Here is a 20422-nt window from a genome sequence, read left to right as displayed (position 1 = left end):
TGACGCTCATCTGTCATTAGTCGCGTGCGTGGATGATTCGGCCGGCGAGGGTCAGAATTCGACAAGTTATCGGCGTGGGCTTCTGCAAGCCTAGGGGGCTTATTGCCACCCTCGTCAACCTGGAGCCATGCGATGACCGATGCCACGCCCCCCGATTCACGTGCCACCGCCATCGGGGCGACGACCGTGCTCAACTGGGCGCTGCTGGCGGCTCTGACCCAACTGGCCGGTCCGGTGCCGCCGTTTCTGCTCACGTCCTTGGCCTTCGCGGTCGCCTTCGTCTGTTTTGCCGTCTGGCTGACCCTGCGCGGGGAGTCGCTTGCCATGGCGATGCGACTGCCGCCGGCGGTCTGGGCTCTGGGAGTTGGCGGTCTGTTCGGCTATCACGCCCTCTACTTCGTGGCGCAGCAGAACGCTCCGGCGGCCAATGCCGGGCTGATCAGCTATCTATGGCCGCTTTTGATCGTGCTGTTCGTGGCGCTGTTGCCGGGGGAGCGCTTGAAGGCGGTGCATGTGATCGGCGCCCTGCTGGGCTTCGCCGGCGCGGCCCTGCTGATCGGCGGTGATGTGTCGGGGGAGGGCTCTGTCCTTGGATACGGGGCGGCGATTGCCTGTGCTTTCCTGTGGAGCGGCTATTCGGTGCTGTCTCGGGCCGTGCGCCAGGTGCCGACCGCGGCCGTGGGCGGTTTCTGCCTGGTCACCGCGGTGCTTGCCGCGCTTGGCCACCTGCTGTTCGAACCGTCGCGCTGGCCCGAGGGGCTAGGGTGGCTTGGGGTGCTAGGGCTCGGCCTGGGCCCGGTTGGCAGCGCTTTCTTCACCTGGGATCGGGGCGTCAAGCACGGCGATCTTCGTCTGTTGGGGCTGTTGTCCTACTTCACGCCGCTGCTCTCGACTCTGGTGCTGATCGCCTGCGGCTATGCCGAGCCGACCGGCTCGCTGGCCCTGGCCGCCGGTTTGATCACTCTTGGCATGCTGATCGGCAGCGGCTGGCTGCGCTGGCCGTCGCGGCGCGATGTCACGCGATCCAGGGAGAGACCCTAGCGGTGGCAGTCTATGGAAGACACGCTAGACACGATGCCTCGCATGGTGTTTCGCTTCAGCGTTAGACCTGCTGGTTATGCTCGTTTGGTTTTTTATATGAATGAAATCGATACGGGAGTGGCGAAACTTTCATTAGTCGGGGCGCAAGGGGGACGTCACAATGAGCCTATCTCACTAGGCCTTGCCGGCCTGCTCTGCCCTCTTCCGTTGCCCTGCCTAGCCAAGCGGGACATCGGATGGGGGCGAGATCATCAAAAATACACAGCGAGAGTCGCCGTACAGGTGACCGACGAGGGTTGAATCCATGAGCGCACAAGAGCATCCGCTAGGCATCAGTTTCGAGTTCTTTCCGCCCAATACCGAGGCGGGCAAGGAAAAACTGCTCGGCGTGCGTGATGCCTTGGCCGCCCGCAACCCGCGCTTCTTCTCGGTGACCTACGGTGCCGGCGGCTCGACCCAGGCCCGCACTACCCAGACCGTCAAGTCGGTGCGCGAGTCCGGCATCAACACGGCGCCGCACCTGTCCTGCATCGGCAGCGACAAGGGCGCGATGCGTGAGCTCCTGGCCCAGTACCGCGAGGATGACATCAACAGCCTGGTGGCGCTGCGCGGCGACCTGCCCTCGGGCATGGGCGGCATCGGCGAGCTGCGCTATGCCAACGAGCTGGTCGAGTTCATCCGTGAGGAGACCGGCAATCACTTCGAGATCGCCGTGGCCGCCTATCCGGAAAGCCATCCCCAGGCGCCGAGCTTCGAGCGCGACCTCGAGAATTTCGCGCGCAAGGTCAAGGCCGGTGCCAACCTTGCCATCACCCAGTACTTCTTCAACCCGGACGCCTATTTCCACTTCGTCGAGCGGGCACAGAAGCTGGGCGTCGAGACGCCGATCATTCCCGGCATCATGCCGATTACCAACTACACCAAGCTGGCGCGCTTTTCGGACGCCTGCGGGGCGGATATCCCGCGCTGGATTCGCAAGCAGCTCGAAGCCTACGGCGATGACAGCGAAAGCATCCAGGCCTTTGGCGAGGAAGTGATCACTCGCCTCTGTGAGCGGCTGCTCGACGGTGGGGCGCCGGGACTGCACTTCTACACTCTTAACCAGGCCAAGGCCTCGCTGAAGGTGCTGGATAACCTGAGGGCCTGATAGCGGCTTTGAAAAGTGTGTTGCACCGGTCGCTGGGTAGCGCCGTTTAACGCAGGCACAACGCAACGGGGCCCCGCCATTGGCGGGGCCCCGTTGCGTTGAGGTGGCGGCTTCTCCCGGTGGCAAGCCTTCGCGAGGAAGCTGTGCCCCTGTCCTTGGGCGCTACCTTTGCCATCCCTGGCAAAGGTAGCGCCAGCTTGCTATCGCTCGCCCCCGAGAGCGCGGTGAGCGTCAGGCGCTGGCTGTGGCGCCATTGCCGCCGTCGCCATGTCGGCGCTGCAGCAGGAAGACGGCGGCGCCGATGGCGATACCGGCCAGGTCGGTGATCAGGCCGCCGTAGATCATGCAGACGGCGCCGGCCAGCAGCACCAGGCGGATCAGGCCGTTGATATGGCCGAAGAACCAGGCCTGCACCGAGGCCGCCAGCAGCACGATACCCAGGGTCGCGGTGACACCGACCCTAAGGATCTGCATCCAGGAACCTTCCATCAGGATGCCCGGGCTGTAGAAGAACATGAAGGGCACGATGTAGGCGGCCAGGCCGATCTTGAACGAGGTCACTGAGGTCTGCATGGCATTGGCACCGGAAATGCCCGAAGCCGCGTAGGAGGCCAGGGCCACCGGCGGGGTGATTGCCGACACGACCGCGAAGTAGAACACGAAGAAGTGCGCGATCAACGGCTGGATGCCGATGTCGATCAGGCCCGGGGCCACCACCGATGCCGCCACCGCATAGGCCGCCGTGGTCGGCATGCCCATGCCCAGCAGGATCGAGATACACATGGCGAAGAACAGCGCCAGTAGCTGGCTGACGCCTGCCAGGCCCAGCAGCAGCGAGGAGAAACGGGCGCCGACGCCGGTCAGCGAGATCACGCCGACGATGATGCCGGCACAGGCGCAGACGGCGATGATCTGGATGGCCATGGTGCTGGCCAGCTCCATCGCCTTGATAATCGCGCGGATGCCCATCTTGTTCGGCGAAATCCAGCTCACCACGGCGGCCGAGGCGGTGGCCAGGGTGCCGGCACGGATCACCGAATAGCCCATGAACAGCGCGGCGATCAGGATGATGATCGGCGCGAACAGATAGACCTGCTTGATCAGCTTCGAGAACAGCGGAATCTCGTCCTTGCGCATGCCGCGCATGCCCTTCTGGGCGGCCTCGAAGTCGACCATGAAGTAGACCGAGGCGAAGTAGAGGATCGAGGGGATGATCGCGGCGATGGCGATCTCGGTATACGGGATCCCGGTGATCTCGGCCATGATGAAGGCGCCGGCGCCCATGATCGGCGGCATGATCTGGCCGCCGGTCGAGGCCGCGGCCTCGATGGCGCCGGCACTGCGTGCCGGGTAGCCGACCTTCTTCATCAGCGGGATGGTCAGCGAGCCGGTGGAAACCACGTTGCCGGCACTGGTGCCGTTGATCATGCCCATCAGGCCAGAGGCGAAGATCGCCACCTTGGCGGGGCCGCCCCGGGCGCGACCGGCGCAGGCGAAAGCGAAGTTGACGAAGTAGTCACCGACCTTCGAGGCCTGCAGGAAGGCGGCGAAGATGATGAACAGAATGATGTAGGTCGAAGACACCGCGGTGGTCGGGCCGAGGATACCGGCGTCGGTATAGACCTGGCTGAAGAAGCGGCCCACCGAGAGCCCGGGATAGCCGAGGAAGCCTGGCAGGTAGGGGCCGGCGAACACATAGGTGAGGAAGACCGCGGCAATGATGACCAGCGCCAGGCCGGCGACCCGGCGGGTCAGCTCGAGAATCAGCAGCGAGCCGGCGATGGCCGCATAAGAGATGCCGATCGGGGCGAAAGGAGTGCCGGTCGACATGCGCAGCGGCGAGTTGTACATGACCAATAAATAGCCGGCGCTGGCGATGGCGCAGATCATCAGCACCAGGTCAGGAGCGCTGATGCCGCTGCGGGCGTGGCGAGTGGCCCAGGACAGCAGGATGGCGGCACTGGTGGCCGCAATCAGCGGCAGGCCGAAGTGCCAGGTTTCGACACTCGGGTCGATGCGCATGGCGCCGCCGGCCATGGTCTGCTGCATCAGCACGACCTGGACCAGCGCATAGAGGGCCGGCAGCAGCAGGGCGTAGCCGAAGAGCCTGAGGCCACGGCTGCTGGCCGGGGTGGTGTCGTCGGCGAAACGGGCGCCAGCGTAGAGGCCATAGCCGAGCACCAGGGCACCGCAGATGTGCACGATCCGGAACGACCAGGTCTCGAGCGGATAGGCGTTCAGTGAGACCAGGTGGAAGGTGGAGTAGAGAACGGCCGCAATGCCGAACAGCCACCATTGCCAGCCGGTGAACAGGCGACGGTTGGACTCGATGACATCCTCGTCGACGCCTTGGGCGAGGGCCTCGGGCGGGGTAGCCGAGGACGCGTTCGCCTCGGAAGCCGGCCCCTTAGGTGATGACTTGCTCATGGGAGGTTCACCCTTGAGTGGAAGAAGGAGTCCCGGCCCTGGCCACGAGGCCAGAGCCGGGAGGCTGGTGCGTGTCAGCGGATCACTTGATCAGCGACGGATCGATCTCGTAGCCGTTTTCCTCGTACCAGCGCGCGGCCCCCGGATGGAACGGCAGCACCTGGTTCTTGCCGACATTTTCGGGGATGGTCGTCGCGGCGCTGCGGTGCACCGACATCATCTTGTCGTTGTTCTCCATGGTGATCTTGGTCGCTTCGTAGACCAGGTCTTCCGGCAGGTCGCAGCCGGCGATGGCGAAGTTCCACATGGAGACCGCGTTGGCGTCTTCATCCAGCGTGGAGTAGGTGCTGGCCGGAATGGTGAACGGCGCGACCGGGAAGGCGGCAGCGGCCTTGGCCTGCTCTTCTTCGGTGAACTCGATGATGTTGACGTCGGTCTGCACCTCGAGCTGGCTGACGGCCGGAATCGGGATGCCGGCGGCGAAGGCGATGACGTCGACCAGGCCGTCCTGCAGTTGGCCGCCCAGGTCATTCCAGCCGCCGTTGCGACGCTCGAAGTTCACGCCCAGCTCTTCGAGGATCTGCGGGAAGTAGGTGTCGGAGGTAGAACCGGCCGGGCCGAAGCCGATGGTGGCGCCGTCCGGGATCTCGTCGATGGAGGTAATGCCGGAGCTCGACAGGGTGGCAATCGAGAACGGGGTCTCGTACATCGGGAACATGGCGCAAACGTTGTCCATCTTCAGCCCCGGTGCCAGCGGGCTCTTGCCGTTCACTGCATCCGCGGCCGGACCCATGGTGGTCAGGCCGAAGGCGATGTCGCCGCTGTGGACCAGCGCCAGGTTCTGGGTCGGGCCGCCGGTGATCTCGCCGCCGCCGGACAGGCCGAGTTCATCGGCGATCAGGTTGGCCCAGCCGGAGCCATAGACGAAGTAGGTGCCACCCTGACTGGCGGTGCCCACGGTGAAGCTCTCCGGCCACTCACTGCGGTCGGCCTGAGCGGCGCTGACCATCATCAGGCCGCCGAGCATCACGCCGGAGGCGAGGGCCAGGCGGCGGGCGGTATGACGCTTGTGGGTGAGCGTGGTAGCCGCTTTGGAAGTGTGCTTGATAGCTGACATGCGACGTCCTCTTTTATTGTTGCCTTGGGAGTGATCGTATTGGCGCCCTATTTAGAGCAACCTGCATGCCATATATGTAAATGTTTCTTTTATATCAGGTGGTTGTAAAAATTCTTTTCGACCAAGGTCGATAGCGTTCGAGCGCCTGATGTCCGAGAGTCCGCACGAAACCCAGTGTTGGCATGTGCGGATTTACGCACACCACCGTGCGGTTGTCGTCAGGCAGTCTGTCGCTGGAGGACTATTTCTAGGCGGTGGCCGCAAGACCGAGAAGCTCCAGCACTCGACGTGGCGGGCGCCGACTGTGGAGGATCCCGGTCATGGGCTCAGCCCTTGGGGTCGAGGATCTTGACCGTCTGCACGTCCTGGCGCTGCTGCTCTTCGCGGACCCGGTTGACCCGGGTCTCCATCTCGGGAAGCGATTCGTCCTCGATGGGTAGCTGTTCGAAGAAGTCGCAGCTCACGCAGTCACGGTAGCGAATGCCGTGCTGCTCCCAGCTGCGCACCCGGTCCATGGCCGCGCAGCGGGGGCAGATGACGCCGGCGATAAAGCGTTTGGTGACGGGCATGAGGTCTCCTGGTTAGTAATGGGGTGATCGACGCTTAGGCGGCTCGGATACCGCTATGACGCAGCAGCGGCTCGATGCTGGGCTCGCGGCCGCGGAAGGCCTCGAACAGCACCGCCGCATCTCGGGAACCACCGCGCTCGAGAATCTCGGTGCGGAAGCGCCGGCCGGTGGCCGGGTCGAAGATACCGGCTTCCTCGAAGGCACTCCAAGCATCGGCGGACAGCACTTCGGCCCACTTGTAACTGTAGTAGCCGGCCGCATAGCCGCCGGCGAAGATATGCCCGAAGCTGTTTTGAAAGCGGTTGAAGGAGGCCCTTGGCACGACAGCGATGGCGTCGCGTACTTCGTCGAGCAGCGCCTGGATGTCGCCAGCGCTGGGCGAGGCGAGTTCATGGTGAAGGCGGAAGTCGAACAGCGAGAATTCGATCTGGCGGATCATGCCCATCGCCGACTGGAAATTCTTGGCGGCGATGAGCTTGTCGAACAGCGCCTCGGGCAGCGGCTCGCCGGTATCCACGTGGCCGGCGATCAGGTCGAGCCCCTCGCGCTCCCAGCAGAAGTTCTCCATGAACTGGCTGGGCAGCTCCACTGCGTCCCAGGCCACGCCGTTGATGCCGGAAATATCGGCGACGGTCTGGCGGGTCAGCATGTGGTGCAAACCGTGGCCGAACTCGTGGAACAGGGTGGTGACCTCGTCGTGGGTCAGTAACGCGGGCTTGTCGCCTACCGGGCGGGTGAAGTTGCAGGTCAGGTAAGCCACCGGCAGCTGCACGCCGTGCTCGGTCTGCCGGCGCACTCGGCACTCGTCCATCCAGGCGCCGCCGCGCTTGCCTTCCCGGGCATAGAGATCCAGATAGAAACCGGCGATGGGCGCATCGTCCTCGAGGATACGGAAGTAGCGCACATCCGGATGGTAGCGCGGCGCCGATTCGTCTTCCTCGAAGCGTACGCCGTAGAGCCGCTCGACGACCTTGAACAGGCCCTCGGCCACCTGGGGAGCCGGGAAGTAGGGGCGTAGCTGCTCGTCGGAGATGGCGTAGCGCGCCTCGCGCAGCTTCTCGCTGGCATAGCCCACGTCCCAGGGCGCCAGCTCGCTCATGGCAAGCGATTCGCGGGCGAAGGCCTCGAGCTCGGCATACTCCTCGCGGGCCTGGGGTACCGCGCGAGTGGCCAGGTCGTCGAGGAAGCCGATCACCTGGCCGGGGCCGTCGGCCATCTTGGTGGCAAGCGAGTAGTCGGCATAGGTCGCGAAGCCCAATAGCTCGGCCAGCTCGCGGCGCAGGGCCAGGGTCTCTTCCATCACCGGGGCGTTGTCGAACTCGCCGGCATGGGGGCCCACGTCGGACGCCCGGGTGACGAAGGCGGTGTAGACTTCCTCGCGCAGGGCGCGGTTATCGGCATAGGTCATCACCGGGAAGAAGCTCGGGAAGTCCAGGGTGATGCGATAGCCCTCGATGCCCTTGGCCTCGGCGTTGGCCTTGAGGGTGTCCAGTGCGCTCTGGGGCAGGCCAGCCAGGGCGTCGGCCTCGGTGACCTCCTGCTCGGAAATGTCCTTGTGCCAGGCCTGAGTGGCGTCCAGCAGCTGGTTCGAGAAGGTGTTGGCCAGTTCGGAAAGCCGCGCCTGAATCTCGCCATAGCGGCGCTTCTGCGCCTCGGGCAGGTCGACGCCGGCCAGGCGGAAGTCGCGCAGGGTGTTGTCGATGCTGCGCTGCTGCGATTCGTCCAGGCGGCTGAACGCCGGCGACTGCTTGAGCGCCTGAAAAGCGCGGAACAGCCCCGAGTGCTGGCCAAGCCAGGTGCTGTATTCGGACAACATGCCCAGGCAAGCCTGATAGGCCTCGCGCAGGGCCGGCGAGTTCATGGTGCCGTTCAGGTGCGAGATCGGCGACCAGGCCTGGGAAAGCCGGTCGTTGAGCGCTTCCAACGGGGCGGCGAGGCTCTCCCAGGTGGGCGTCTCGCGCTCGGCATCGGCCACCAGGGCCTCGATGGCGGCGCGGTTGTCGGCGAGCAGTTCCTCGATGGCCGGCACCACCTGATCGGGCTCGATCTCGGCAAAGGGCGGCAGAACATGGGAATCTAGCAGCGGGTGGCGGGCCTGCGGGTTGCGGGACATGGGCAGCCTCGTGAACAGGGGCGTCTTAGGCGCCCGGGTGAAATCCGTGTGACGCCGTAGCGTCATTGGCTTGATTGTTCCCTTAGATGGAGGCGGGCGCCAGGGGTTTCAATACGCCGGCCGGGCGTCGTGACGGGGACTGGCGTTGGCCGGCCCGATTGGCCCGCCGTGACGGGCCTGCTAGGCTTGCGCCTTCTTTGCCCCTTGCGATGCGCGCAGCTTAAGGAATTGATCAGATGAACGAGACACTGGACCGCTGGACGACCCGGCGCGCCTTCATCCTCGCCGTGACCGGCGCCGCGGTGGGCCTGGGCAATATCTGGCGCTTCCCCTACATGACTGGCGAGAACGGCGGCTCTGCCTTCCTGCTGCTCTACGTGGCCTTCGTGCTGCTGCTGGGGCTGCCGGTGATGATGGCCGAGATCCTGGTCGGTCGCGCTGGCCGGCGCAGCCCGAGCCAGTCGCTGGCGCACCTGGCGATGTCGGCTGGCCGCTCGCCACACTGGCGCTGGCTCGGCCTGTTCGGGGCCCTGACGGTGTTCCTGATCCTGTCCTTCTACTCGGTGGTATCCGGCTGGTCGATCGAGTACCTGATCGAGGCGCTCAACGGTGACTTCGTCGGCATGACGCCTCCCGAGGTCGGCGGCATGTTCGACAGCTTCCTCGCCGATCCGCTGCGCATGACCTTCAATCATACGCTGTTCATGTTGCTGACCATGGCGGTGGTCGCCGGCGGGGTCTCCAATGGTCTGGAGAAGCTCAACAACCTGCTGATGCCGATGCTCTACCTGCTGCTGATCGTGCTGGCGGGCTATGCGGCCACCACCGATGGCTTCGGCCCGGCGCTGGCCTGGCTGTTCACGCCTAACCCTGCCGCGATCACCATCGAGGTGGTGCTCAACGCCATGGGCCACGCCTTCTTTACCCTGGCGGTGGGCGCCTGCGCGCTGATGGCCTATGGTGCCTACATGCCCGATCATCAGAGCCTGCCGCGGGCCGCGGTTGCCGTGGCGTCGCTGGACGTGCTGGTGGCGCTACTGGCCGGTATCGCCATCTTCTCGGTGGTGTTCTCTCAGGGCATGGACCCGGCCGAGGGCCCGGGGCTGATGTTCGTGACCCTGCCGATCGCCTTTGCCGAGCTGCCCGGCGGTTCGATCTGGCTGGCAATCTTCTTCCTGTTGCTGCTGCTGACCACCTGGACGTCCTCGATCAATCTCGCCGAGCCCATGGTGGCCGGCCTGCAGGGCCTGGGGCTGAAGCGTGGCCAGGCCGCTGCCATCGTCGGCGTGGCGGTGTGGTCGCTGGGCCTGCTGTCGGTGCTGTCCTTCTCGACCATGAAGGACGTCGACTGGATCGGCGGCATGAACTTTTTCGAGCTGGTCACCACCGTGCCCACCGACCTCTTCCTGCCGATAGGCGGCCTATTGATCGCGATCTTCGCCGCCTGGGTGATGTCCCGCGATACCGCCCTGCGGGCGCTGGATGCCGGACCCAACGGGTTTCGCGTCTGGCAGTTCCTGGTGCGCTACGTCTCGATTCCGCTGGTGGTGGTGGTGCTGGCGTCGGGGCTGATCTAACACTCACAAAGCGCTGTTATACGTCGCCGGCGGGCCTGCTCCGCCGGCCAAGTGAGAGACGACGAAGGAGGAGGGACGCATGCAAGACGGTCTACGAACCCACCAGGGCCACACGCCGCGGCTTGGCGAGCGAGTCTATATTGATCCTGCCTGCGTGGTGCTGGGCGACGTGGAGCTGGGCGATGACTGCTCGGTGTGGCCGATGGCCGTGGTGCGGGGCGATATGCACCGCATCCGCATTGGCGCCCGCACCAGCATCCAGGATGGCAGCGTGCTGCATATCACCCACGCCAGCGACTTCAACCCCGGCGGCTACCCGCTGACCGTTGGCGATGACGTGACCATCGGCCACAAGGCGATCCTGCATGGCTGCACTCTGGGCAATCGCGTGCTGGTGGGCATGGGGGCCACCGTCATGGACGGCGCCGTGGTCGAAGATGAGGTGATCATCGCCGCTGGCGCCCTGGTGACGCCAGGCAAGCGACTGGAGAGCGGCCATGTCTATGGCGGCAGTCCGGCCAAGGCGCTGCGCCCGCTCAAGGACAGTGAGCGGGCCTTCTTTACCTACAGCGCCGGCAACTACGTCAAGCTCAAGGACCAGTATTTGAGCCAGGCCGCGAGCTAAACGCTGGCGTTGGCCGGGCTAGGGGCATCCAAGTCGTTGTTTTTTCATGCCAGGGCGCGCGATAATCTGGTTTTCTATCCAGTGTTCGAGTCCCCGGCATGGCCAATTTTGCAACTCACATCGGCGTGGCCGCCGCCGGCGGTGCCTTGGCGGCCATCAGCGGCTGGCAGGCCGGCTGGTGGAGCGCGGCCGATGCGCTGCCGCTGGCTGCCCTGGTGTCCTTCGGCGGCATCCTTCCGGACATCGATTCCGACCATTCCAAGGCGATCCGCCTGATCTTCAACCTCTTTGCGGTGTTTGCGGTGATCGCTGGCGCTTTGATGCTGCAGGCGCGCCTCACGCCGGGGCAACTGGTGGTGGCCTGCGGCGGGCTCTATCTGGGTGTGCGCTACCTGGCCGGGGCGGTCTTCAAGCGCTTCACCGTACATCGTGGTATCTGGCATTCGCTGCTGGCCAGCGGCCTGTGTGCGTTGATCACCACGGCGCTGAGCTATCGGCTGTTTGCCCAGGATGCCGAGATCGCCTGGCTGCAGGGGTTGGCGCTGTGGCTGGGTAGCGTGATTCACCTGCTGCTCGACGAGCTCTACAGCGTTGACCTGATGGGCGGGCGTCTCAAGCGCTCCTTCGGCACGGCGCTCAAGCTCTGCGACCTGCGCGAGCCCGGCAACTCGGTGCTGATGCTGCTGCTGGCCGCCTGCCTCTCGCCCTGGCTGCCGCCCTGGCCGGTGCTGCTGGGCATCTTTCATCACGGCACCTGGTTCTTGAGATAAGCTCTTGCGCTGAGCGGCGGATGCTCGGGTGGCGCTAGTCGGCGGCGGCTTGGCGATAGTCCTCGGGCTTCAGGGCGTACTTCTTGAGCTTGTCGTAGAGCGTCTTGCGGGGCAGGCCGAGGTGCACGCAGATGTCATGGATGCGACCCCGGTGGCTGGCCAGCGACTGGCTGATCAGGCTCTTTTCGAACAGCTCCACCTGCTGAGGCAGCGCTAGGTCGCTGGCGCCCGTTTCGGCCCCTTCGAGCAGCGCATCCAGCCGGTAATCGGAGGCGGCGCCGAGCAGCACGAAGCGCTCGGCGAGGTTTCTGAGTTCGCGCACGTTGCCCGGCCAGTCGTGGGCGAGCAACACCGAGATATCGGCGGCGGTGAGCGGCGGTGCCTCGAGGCCGCTGCGGTTGGCGGCGACCACCGCGAAGTGCTGGAACAGCAGCGGGATATCCTCGCGACGCTCGCGTAAGGAGGGAATCGGCAGAGTCACCACGTTGAGCCGGTAGTACAGATCCTCGCGGAAGCGCCCGGCCTCGGCGGCGGCCTTTAGGTCGACCTTGGTGGCGGCGATCACGCGGATGTTCAGCGTAACCGGCTCGTTGGCACCCAGGCGCTCGACCATTCTTTCCTGCAGCACCCGCAAGAGTTTGACTTGCAGCGCCAGCGGCATCGACTCGATCTCGTCGAGGAAGACGGTGCCGCCGTCGGCGTGTTCGAACTTGCCGATACGCCGCTCCATGGCCCCGGTGAAGGCGCCCTTTTCGTGGCCGAACAGCTCGGATTCGATGATGCTCTCGGGAATCGCGCCGCAGTTGATGGCGACGAAGGGCTGGCCGCCGCGGCTGCTGCGCTCGTGTAGCGAACGGGCCACCAGGTCTTTGCCGACGCCGGTCTCGCCGAACAGCAGCACGTCGGTCTCGACCTGGCTGATGCGCTGCACCATCGAGGCCAGGTGCTGCATGGCCTGGGTGCGACCGACCAGCCGTGGCCCGGGGGCCGACTGCTGGGCTTCCAGTTCGGCCTTGAGCTGGCGGTTCTCGAGACTCAGACGGCGCTTCTCGATGCCGCGCCTGACCATCTCCACCAGCCGTTCACCGGCGAAGGGCTTCTCGAGAAAGTCCCAGGCGCCTTCGCGCATGGCTTCCACCGCAGTGGAAATGTCGCCGTGGCCGGTGACCAGGATCACCGGCAGGTCCGGGTCTCGCTTGCGCACCTCACGCAGCAGCGCCATGCCATCCATGCCGGGCATACGGATATCGCTGACCACCACGCCGGGGAAGTCTGGCGCCAGGGCAGCGAGGGCCGACTCGGCGCTGGCGAAGGCTTCGGGCGTATAGCCGGCGAGTTCTAGGGTCTGTCCGGCGGTGATGCGCAGGTGCGCCTCGTCGTCGATGATCAGCACCGGGGTCGCCATGTCAGGCATGTGAGGAAGGCTCCTGAAGGGATGAAGTGTCGCGTCGGGGCGCCGTATCGGCGGGCAGGGTGACGGTGAAAATGGCACCGCCCTGTGGCTGGTTGCCGACCGTCAGCCGCCCGCCCAGGTCGTCGATGATTCTCGATGAGATCGACAGCCCCAGGCCCAGGCCGCTGCCCGGTGACTTGGTGGTGAAGAAGGGCTCGAATATCCGGGCCAGGTGTGCCGTCTCGATGCCTGGGCCGTTATCGGCGACGCTCAGGCGTACCCTGTCATCGATCGGCTCGATGGCCAGCGTCAGGCGTGGCATCGGGGTCTCGCTCATGGCCTGGAGGGCATTGCCGATCAGGTTAACCAGCACCTGCTCGAGGCGGACCAGGTCGGCACGCACCCAGGTCTCCGCCTCGGGCCAGGCGTAGATGACCTCGACCCCGGCCTCGTTGAGGCGGGCCTGGTAGAGGCGCAGCGCATAGCCGAAGCAGGCCGGCACCGAAACCGCTGTCAGGGTGTCGCCGCTTGGCCGCGAGAACTGCTTGAGCTGGGCGCTGATCTCGGCCATGCGCTCGGTCAGCTCGACGATCTGGGCCAGGTTGGCATCGGTGGTTTCGGCGCGCCCCTGCTCGAGAAAGCGTCGGGCGTTCTCGGCGTAGGCGCGGACCGCCGCCAGGGGCTGGTTGAGTTCGTGATTGATGCCGGCGGCCAGTTGGCCGAGCACGGCCAGCTTTGCCGCCTGCACCAGTTCATCGCGGGTCTGGCGCAGGCTCTGTTCGGCGCGACGGCGCTCCTCGATCTCATCGGAGAGCCGGCGATTGGAGTCGACCAGATCGCGGGTGCGGCGCTCGACGTTGCGCTCCAGCTCGTCACGGGCTCTGGCCAGGGTGCGCCGTTCACGCTCGGCAAACTGCTCGCGTTCGCGACGCAGCCGGCGGCGCTGCCAGCCGAAGCCGCCGGCCATGGCGACCATGCCGTAGAGGCCGCCTGCCAGCAAGGCGGCCTGCCACTGGGCGGTTTGCACCGGCGTCAGTGGCTTGAGGATATGCATCTGCCAGTCGAACTCGGGCATCTCACGACGCAGCCGCAGATAGGGGGTGCCGGCCAGCGGTCCTTGGCGGAAACTCACTATCTGGCCACCGTCCTGGCGACGCTCGAGGGTCTCGAGGCCTGCCGGTGGTAGCGGGGCGGCGGCGTAGCGGCGCGAGTCGCGCAGCGCCTGGCGCTGTGCCCGTGAGAGGGGGCGCAGGGCATGCAGGCGCAACTCCTTGCGGCTGGCCATGAAGATGATGCCGTCACGGTCGGTGATCATCAGTTCGGCGCTCTGCGATGCCCAGGCGGCTTCCACGCTGTCCAGCAGCAGCTTGACCACCATCACGCCGTCGGCGGTCTGGGCCTCGTGATTGGCCAGCCAGATTGGCGCCGAAAAGTAGTAGCCGCGAGCCTTTGAGCTGGTACCCAGGCCATGGAAGCGGCCCAAGCGCCCGGCCACGGCGTCCTGATAGTAGTCGCGGAAACGGTAGTTCTGGCCGATGAAGGTGTCGGGGCGCTGCCAGTTGCTGGCGGCCAGGGTGTCCCCCTGGCGGTTGAGCAGGTAGATGTCCGAGACATCGGCGGTTTCGCGCACGCTGTCCAGCAGGCGATTGACCGGCATCGCCTCCAGCTTGTCGGGGGTGGCCAGGAAACGGTGCACTACCTCGCGGGAAGCGAGCATCTCGGCCAGGTAATCGTGGCGCGAAAGATGACCGCGCAGCCCCTCGGCGGAGAGGCGCAGTTCATTATGGGCTTCGTCGGTGAGGCTTGAAAGCGCCTGCTCCCGGGCCAGTCGAGCCGCCTGCCAGGTCACCAGCACCAAGCCTGCGGCGAGCACTACCAGCAGCGTCAGGCGCCAGGAGCGTGAGAGACGAGTGGAGTGTGCGACGCTCGAGGTGGCGCTGGCGGGCGGGCGCTTGCTCATGGCGCCCGCTCGGGAATGGCCTGGGCGCGGCGCAGGGCGCGCTGGGCGCGGGTCTCGGCGCGTTCGACTTCGAGCAGCCCCTCTTCCACGAACACCAGATGTTCATGGGCCCGCAGCCTGGCGTCCTCGGCGCGGCCTTCGAGGATGGCATCGAGTAGGGCCCGATGCTGTTCCATCAGCAGCGGTCGCGAGTCCGGCTTCTCGAACAGGTGAGCCAGGTTTTTGACGATGCTCTGTTCCAGCATGTCGAAGACGCCACGAATGGTATGCAGGATCAGCACATTGTGCGCCGACTCGGCGATCGCCAGGTGGAAGGCGGCATCGGCCTTGGCCTCGCGTACCGGGTCGCGGCCCTCGAAGCTCGCCTTGAGTTCCTCGAAGCGCCGGACCAGCAGCTCCTTGTCGGCGGGCGTCGAGCGCAGCGCGGCGTAGTAGGCGGAGAGGCCCTCCATGGCGTCGCGGAATTCCAGCAGGTCGAGGTGGAACTCTCCGTGGCGAGACAGCATTTCCAGCAGCGGGTCCTTGTAGCGGTTGTTGAGTTCCTCGGTAACGAAGGTGCCGCCGCCCTGGCGACTGGTCAGCAGTCCGCGAGCGGCAAGCTTCTGGATCGCCTCGCGCAGCGAGGGGCGCGAGACGCCGAAGCGCTCGGCCAGTTCGCGCTCGGGAGGCAGGCGCTGGCCAGGGTTAAGGCTGCCTTCTATGATCATGGCCTCAAGGCGTTCGGTGATTACGTCGGCGATGCGCGGTTGGCGGACGGTCTGATAGGCCATGGGCTCACCATCATTTAGGGTTGGTTAAATTGGTAAGACCAATAATAGGTCATTGTCTGCAAGCCTGACAAGTTTGCTTGCTGTTCAGTAACGTCTGTTTTTCAATGGGTTAAAAAGAATCTTTGAGCGCCGATACCAAAGTATAACTGGTATGGCGGGCCGGAAGTTTGACACCGGTTGCGGGGCGCTTCTAGAGTTCGCTTCATGCTATTTGTAAATTGGTTTTACCAATTGCCCGGCAAGACGGGTGCTGGTTAGGAGTGCAGGCTGGGGCTGTTCGTGTATGAGGCTTTGATGCCGCGCTAGCGCTACCCGGCCAGGCCGATGGCTATCATAGCCGGATGCGGATGGTGTGCACCGCCAAGCAGGTAGCTTATTCGCTCCTATTGCCTTCCATGCCAGTAGCTATCCATGCCAATAGATAGCGCATCCATTACACAGGGTTCGCCATGATTATTTCCGCTCCCACGGATTACCGCCAAGCCGCCAAACGTCGTATACCGCCCTTTTTGTTTCACTACGCGGATGGCGGGTCTTATACCGAGCATACGTTGCGGCATAACGTCGAGGACCTGGCGGGCGTCGCGCTGCGCCAGCGTGTGCTCAAGGATATGTCCAGCCTGTCACTGGAAACCGAGTTGTTTGGCGAGTCCATGGCCATGCCGATCGCTCTGGCTCCCGTGGGCTTGGCTGGCATGTATGCTCGCCGAGGCGAGGTTCAGGCGGCGCGAGCAGCGTCGCAAAAAGGTATTCCGTTCACGCTGTCGACCGTCTCGGTATGCCCCATCGATGAGGTGGCCGCGGCCATTGATCGCCCGATCTGGTTTCAGCTTTATGTGTTGAAGGATCGGGGCTTCATGAAGCATGCCCTGGAGCGCGCCAAGGCCGCTGGTGTCAAGACGCTGGTCTTTACGGTCGATATGCCGGTGCCTGGGGCGCGTTATCGCGATGCGCACTCGGGCATGAGCGGCAAGCTTGGGCCGATGCGGCGAATGGCCCAGGCGGCGATGCACCCATCCTGGGCTTGGGATGTGGGCATTCATGGCCGTCCTCATGATCTGGGCAATGTGTCAGATTATCGCGGTCACCCGACGGAGCTGGAAGATTATATCGCCTGGCTGGGGCAGAATTTCGATCCCGCTATCTCCTGGAAAGACCTGGAGTGGATTCGCGAGTTTTGGGATGGCCCGATGATCATCAAGGGGATTCTCGACCCCGAGGATGCCCGTGAGGCGGTGCGTTTCGGCGCCGACGGTATCGTCGTTTCCAACCACGGTGGTCGTCAGCTCGATGGTGTTCCGTCTACCGCTCGTGCGCTGCCGGCCATTGCCGATGCGGTCAAGGGCGATATCGCCATCTTGGCCGACTCCGGGATACGTAGCGGTCTCGATGTCGTGCGGATGATCGCCCTGGGGGCCGATTCCGTATTGCTGGGGCGTGCTTACCTTTATGCCCTGGCCACTGCCGGTGAGGCGGGCGTGGCTAATCTGCTTGACTTGTTTGAAAAGGAAATGCGGGTCGCGATGACGCTTACCGGTGCTCGCCGCATCGCGGATCTCGGCCCGGACTCGCTGGTGTCGGGCATCAACCGCGGTGTTGAGTAAATGAAAGCTCTCTACAGTGAATTACTCGAAGCGCTGCGCAACACGCTGCCTGCCGAGCGTCTGATTCATGACCCCTTGCGCCTGCTGGCTTATGGCAGCGACGCCAGCTTCTATCGGCTGATACCGCAGCTGGTCGTGCGTCCGCGCGATGAGCAGGAATTGGTGACGGTGTTGCGCGAATGCCATGCGCGGCGGCTGCCGGTGACCTTCCGCGCTGCTGGCACGTCGCTATCGGGTCAGGCCGTAACTGACTCGGTGCTGATCCAGCTCAGCCAAGGCTGGCGCGACACCCAGGTGCTCGACGAGGGGCGGGCGATTCGCCTGCAGCCGGGGGTGATCGGCGCTCGCGCCAATCAGCTTCTGGCGCCTTATGGTCGCAAGATCGGCCCCGACCCGGCTTCGATCAATAGCTGCATGATCGGGGGCATCGCCGCCAATAACGCCTCGGGCATGTGCTGTGGCACCGCGCAAAACAGCTACCGCACCCTGCGTGATATGCGCCTGGTGTTGGCCGACGGCGCGGTGCTCGACACCGCCGATCCGGCAAGCGTGGCGGCGTTCCGCCAGAGCCATGCGTCTCTGATCGACGGCCTGGAGCGGCTTTCTGTTACTACCCGCACCGATGTGGAACTGGCCAAGCGCATTCGCCACAAGTACCGGCTCAAGAACACTACCGGCTATGCCCTTAACAGCCTGGTGGACTTCCGTGATGGCCTCGACATCCTCACTCACCTGATGATCGGCTCCGAGGGCACGCTGGGGTTCATCAGCAGCATCACCTACGACACCGTGCCCGATGAGCCGGTGAAGGCGGCGGCGCTGGCCTTCTTCCCTGATATGGCGACGACCTGCCGGGCGACCATCGCCCTCAAACAGACGCCGGTATCGGCGGTGGAACTGATGGATCGTGCCGCCCTGCGCTCAGTGCAGGATCAGCCGGGCATGCCCGAGGTGCTGAAGTCCTTGCCCGAGGGAGCGGCGGCGCTGTTGATTGATGTGCGCGGCGATGACTCGGCCATGGTCGAGGCCCGTGAGGCTCGGGTGCATGAGGCCCTGGAGGGTATACGCTCGCTGGAGCCGCTGTCTTTTACTCACGATGCCGACCAATACGCCCTCTACTGGAAGATCCGTAAGGGGCTCTTTCCGGCGGTGGGCGCCGTGCGCGAGACCGGCACTACCGTGGTCATCGAGGACGTGGCTTTTCCCGTCGAGCGCCTCGACGAGGGAGTGCTGGCGCTCACCGAGATCTTCCATCGCCACGGCTATCACGAGGTGATCCTGTTCGGGCACGCCTTGGAGGGTAATCTGCACTTTGTTTTCCCTCAGGGGTTCGAGCGCGACGGCGAGGTCGAGCGCTACCAAGCGCTGATGGATGACGTAGCTCAGCTGGTCGGCGTCGAGTACGGTGGTTCACTGAAGGCCGAGCATGGCACCGGGCGCAACATGGCGCCCTATGTGGAGCTCGAGTGGGGCTCCGATGCCTATGCACTGATGTGGCAGCTGAAGGCGTTGTTCGACCCCGACAACCTGCTCAACCCTGACGTGATCCTGAGTCGCAACAAGACCTTGCATCTCGAGAACCTGAAACCGCTGCCCGCCGCCGACCCGCTGGTCGATAAGTGTATAGAGTGCGGCTTCTGCGAATCAGTGTGCCCGTCGAAAGACCTGACCCTGACCCCTCGGCAGCGCATTGTAGTGCGTCGCGAGTTGGCCCGCCTTGATGCCTTGGTAGAGGCGGGTGAGGCGGCGAGTGCGCAAGAGCGCGAGCGACTTGCTCAGCTGTGGCAGGACTATGCCTATCAGGGCATTGAAACCTGTGCTGCCGATGGTCTGTGTGCCACTCAGTGTCCGGTTGGTATCAATACCGGCGATCTGGTACGCGATCTTCGCCATGAGCGTAATACCGGACAGGCGGCCATGGCGCATCGCCTGGGCCGGCATTTCTCCGGCACTACACGATTGGCGCGCGGCGCACTCAACCTGGCAACACTCGGTCATGCAGTGCTGGGCGATAGCGGTGTCGAAAAGATGGGGCGTGCGCTGCATCAGGGAAGCGGCGGCAGGCTGCCTCAGTGGTCGCCGACTACCCCCAAGGCGGCGCCAGTGCGGGTGTTGGGGCCGTATTCCCCGGATGGTGCTAAAGGCAGCGCTGAGAAAAGAAGTCGCAAGAAGTTAAATAAAGAAGGGCTTCAGCAGGCCAGTCACGACAAGGTCGTTTACCTGCCTTCCTGTGCGACTCGCGTGTTTGGGGTCGGCCACCATGACCCTGAGCCTCGCTCGGATATGGAACTGACGCTGGCGCTTCTCGACAAGGCTGGCTTTGAAGTGATCATTCCGGCGATTTCCGGGCATCTTTGCTGCGGAATGGCCTTTCAGTCCAAAGGGCAGTATGCAGAAGCCGACCACAAGGCGCGGGAGCTCAATCGCGAGCTGCTGGCGGCTAGCCAGAACGGCCGTTACCCGGTGCTCTGTGACACCAGCCCCTGCACCCTGCGCATGCAGGAAACCCTGGATGGGAGGTTATCGCTGCAGGAGCCGGTCGCCTTCGCCCACGACTACCTGTTGTCGCGTCTCGAACTGACGCCGGTCGACGAATCCGTGGCGGTACACGTAACCTGCTCCAGCACGCGTATGGGGCTTGCCGACAAGTTCGTAGCCTTGGCCAAGGCCTGTGCCCGCGAGGTGGTAGTGCCTGCTGAGATCACTTGCTGCGGCTTCGCTGGCGACAAGGGGTTTACCACTCCTGAGCTCAATGCCTCGGCCCTCGACGGCCTGGCGGAACAGGTGGCTGGGTGCCGTGTCGGCTACTCCAACTCACGCACCTGCGAGATAGGCCTCAGTCAGCATGGCGGCATTCCCTATCGCTCCATTCTGTCATTGCTTGATCGAGCCAGCCGCGCCAAGCCCTGAAGCTCCCGGGGCTTTTCTCTTTAATCTCGCGCCTTCGCTCTACCTCTTCATCCCACCTTCAGATCGGCCTTGATGGCCGGTCGAAGGGATGTCCATCGCCACCTGAGTAGGCGGTGTATGACACCTTGGTCGTTTTTTATGAGGCGGTGGGCAAAAAGCCCTTGCGTGGCCCGCCGATAATCCGTAAAGTACGCATCCGCTGCCGCCGACGGGCAAACGTCGGACGCGGTGAAGGGTGTTGGAAGCACTTGTTTTCGTTAAGGTTTTTCGGTTCGCTTGAGTCGATAAGCATTGACAAAAACGCCGGAAACGGTAAAATGCTCCTCCACTCGATCGGCGCTCAACTCGCCGCTGGTTCACCCGGTCATCTACGGTGAGCAACAACAGCAAGGGTTGACA

At 64.4% G+C, this 20422-nt stretch carries 14 protein-coding genes; 7 read left to right on the top strand and 7 right to left on the bottom strand.

The features are described 5' to 3' along the window. Positions 1–132 precede the first annotated feature (132 nt). Complete coding sequence (locus tag HUS66_RS08915; protein WP_175070571.1) at positions 133–1041, top strand: DMT family transporter; 909 nt, start codon at positions 133–135, stop codon at positions 1039–1041. A gap of 304 nt (positions 1042–1345) precedes the next feature. After that, positions 1346–2188, top strand: a complete 843-nt coding sequence (gene metF, locus HUS66_RS08910; protein ID WP_175070570.1) for a methylenetetrahydrofolate reductase [NAD(P)H] — start codon at positions 1346–1348, stop codon at positions 2186–2188. Between the two features lie 231 nt (positions 2189–2419). Here the strand turns inward: metF and HUS66_RS08905 are convergent, their stop codons facing one another. The 4 genes from HUS66_RS08905 to prlC form a co-directional block, all read right to left on the bottom strand. Continuing rightward, positions 2420–4615, bottom strand: a complete 2196-nt coding sequence (locus tag HUS66_RS08905; RefSeq protein ID WP_175070569.1) for a TRAP transporter permease — start codon at positions 4613–4615, stop codon at positions 2420–2422. An 82-nt stretch (positions 4616–4697) separates the two neighbouring features. After that, positions 4698–5732, bottom strand: coding sequence for a TAXI family TRAP transporter solute-binding subunit (locus HUS66_RS08900; protein WP_175070568.1), 1035 nt, complete (start codon positions 5730–5732; stop codon positions 4698–4700). Between the two features lie 326 nt (positions 5733–6058). Then, the gene (locus HUS66_RS08895) at positions 6059–6301 is read right to left on the bottom strand and encodes a YheV family putative zinc ribbon protein (protein WP_175070567.1); all 243 of its coding nucleotides are present in this window, start codon (positions 6299–6301) and stop codon (positions 6059–6061) included. A 34-nt stretch (positions 6302–6335) separates the two neighbouring features. Continuing rightward, positions 6336–8414, bottom strand: coding sequence for an oligopeptidase A (prlC, locus tag HUS66_RS08890; protein WP_175070566.1), 2079 nt, complete (start codon positions 8412–8414; stop codon positions 6336–6338). A 236-nt stretch (positions 8415–8650) separates the two neighbouring features. Between prlC and HUS66_RS08885 the strand changes: the two genes are divergently transcribed. From HUS66_RS08885 to HUS66_RS08875, 3 genes are all read left to right on the top strand, one after another. Further along, positions 8651–9991, top strand: coding sequence for a sodium-dependent transporter (locus HUS66_RS08885; protein WP_175070565.1), 1341 nt, complete (start codon positions 8651–8653; stop codon positions 9989–9991). 79 nt (positions 9992–10070) lie between these two features. Then, a complete protein-coding gene (locus HUS66_RS08880) occupies positions 10071–10616 on the top strand; it encodes a gamma carbonic anhydrase family protein (RefSeq protein ID WP_175070564.1) in 546 nt (181 codons plus the stop codon). A gap of 98 nt (positions 10617–10714) precedes the next feature. Continuing rightward, positions 10715–11386 (top strand): metal-dependent hydrolase, encoded by a 672-nt coding sequence (locus HUS66_RS08875; RefSeq protein WP_175070563.1) that lies wholly within the window; start codon positions 10715–10717, stop codon positions 11384–11386. A 34-nt stretch (positions 11387–11420) separates the two neighbouring features. Here the strand turns inward: HUS66_RS08875 and HUS66_RS08870 are convergent, their stop codons facing one another. From HUS66_RS08870 to HUS66_RS08860, 3 genes are read right to left on the bottom strand one after another with little or no spacing between them, the layout of a single operon-like run. Next, complete coding sequence (locus tag HUS66_RS08870; RefSeq protein ID WP_175070562.1) at positions 11421–12800, bottom strand: sigma-54-dependent transcriptional regulator; 1380 nt, start codon at positions 12798–12800, stop codon at positions 11421–11423. Further along, positions 12793–14739 carry a sensor histidine kinase gene (locus HUS66_RS08865; RefSeq protein WP_175070561.1) on the bottom strand — a complete coding sequence of 649 codons (1947 nt, stop codon included), beginning with the start codon at positions 14737–14739 and terminating at the stop codon, positions 12793–12795. The genes HUS66_RS08870 and HUS66_RS08865 overlap by 8 nt, the downstream gene beginning before the upstream one ends. Beyond that, entirely contained in the window at positions 14736–15509 is a 774-nt protein-coding gene (locus tag HUS66_RS08860) for a GntR family transcriptional regulator (protein WP_175070560.1), read from the bottom strand. Before HUS66_RS08860 ends, HUS66_RS08865 begins: the two co-directional genes overlap by 4 nt. A gap of 449 nt (positions 15510–15958) precedes the next feature. On the opposite strand from HUS66_RS08860, the gene lldD reads away from it, so the two are divergent. Both lldD and HUS66_RS08850 read left to right on the top strand, forming a co-directional pair. After that, the gene (gene lldD / locus HUS66_RS08855) at positions 15959–17113 is read left to right on the top strand and encodes an FMN-dependent L-lactate dehydrogenase LldD (protein ID WP_175070559.1); all 1155 of its coding nucleotides are present in this window, start codon (positions 15959–15961) and stop codon (positions 17111–17113) included. Next, positions 17114–20023 carry an FAD-binding and (Fe-S)-binding domain-containing protein gene (locus HUS66_RS08850; RefSeq protein ID WP_175070558.1) on the top strand — a complete coding sequence of 970 codons (2910 nt, stop codon included), beginning with the start codon at positions 17114–17116 and terminating at the stop codon, positions 20021–20023. Positions 20024–20422: the final 399 nt, after the last annotated feature.

The organism is Onishia taeanensis (assembly GCF_013349955.1).
Taxonomy (GTDB): Bacteria; Pseudomonadota; Gammaproteobacteria; order Pseudomonadales; family Halomonadaceae; genus Onishia; species Onishia taeanensis_B.
Note: the sequence above shows the minus strand (reverse complement) of the source record. Positions and strands in the feature narration are given on the sequence as shown.

Coding starts and splice junctions, on each gene's coding strand:
- HUS66_RS08915 (WP_175070571.1), top strand. CDS start 133: ATGACCGATGCCACGCCCCCCGATTCACGTGCCACCGCCATCGGGGCG.
- metF (WP_175070570.1), top strand. CDS start 1,346: ATGAGCGCACAAGAGCATCCGCTAGGCATCAGTTTCGAGTTCTTTCCG.
- HUS66_RS08905 (WP_175070569.1), bottom strand. CDS start 4,615: ATGAGCAAGTCATCACCTAAGGGGCCGGCTTCCGAGGCGAACGCGTCC.
- HUS66_RS08900 (WP_175070568.1), bottom strand. CDS start 5,732: ATGTCAGCTATCAAGCACACTTCCAAAGCGGCTACCACGCTCACCCAC.
- HUS66_RS08895 (WP_175070567.1), bottom strand. CDS start 6,301: ATGCCCGTCACCAAACGCTTTATCGCCGGCGTCATCTGCCCCCGCTGC.
- prlC (WP_175070566.1), bottom strand. CDS start 8,414: ATGTCCCGCAACCCGCAGGCCCGCCACCCGCTGCTAGATTCCCATGTT.
- HUS66_RS08885 (WP_175070565.1), top strand. CDS start 8,651: ATGAACGAGACACTGGACCGCTGGACGACCCGGCGCGCCTTCATCCTC.
- HUS66_RS08880 (WP_175070564.1), top strand. CDS start 10,071: ATGCAAGACGGTCTACGAACCCACCAGGGCCACACGCCGCGGCTTGGC.
- HUS66_RS08875 (WP_175070563.1), top strand. CDS start 10,715: ATGGCCAATTTTGCAACTCACATCGGCGTGGCCGCCGCCGGCGGTGCC.
- HUS66_RS08870 (WP_175070562.1), bottom strand. CDS start 12,800: ATGCCTGACATGGCGACCCCGGTGCTGATCATCGACGACGAGGCGCAC.
- HUS66_RS08865 (WP_175070561.1), bottom strand. CDS start 14,739: ATGAGCAAGCGCCCGCCCGCCAGCGCCACCTCGAGCGTCGCACACTCC.
- HUS66_RS08860 (WP_175070560.1), bottom strand. CDS start 15,509: ATGGCCTATCAGACCGTCCGCCAACCGCGCATCGCCGACGTAATCACC.
- lldD (WP_175070559.1), top strand. CDS start 15,959: ATGATTATTTCCGCTCCCACGGATTACCGCCAAGCCGCCAAACGTCGT.
- HUS66_RS08850 (WP_175070558.1), top strand. CDS start 17,114: ATGAAAGCTCTCTACAGTGAATTACTCGAAGCGCTGCGCAACACGCTG.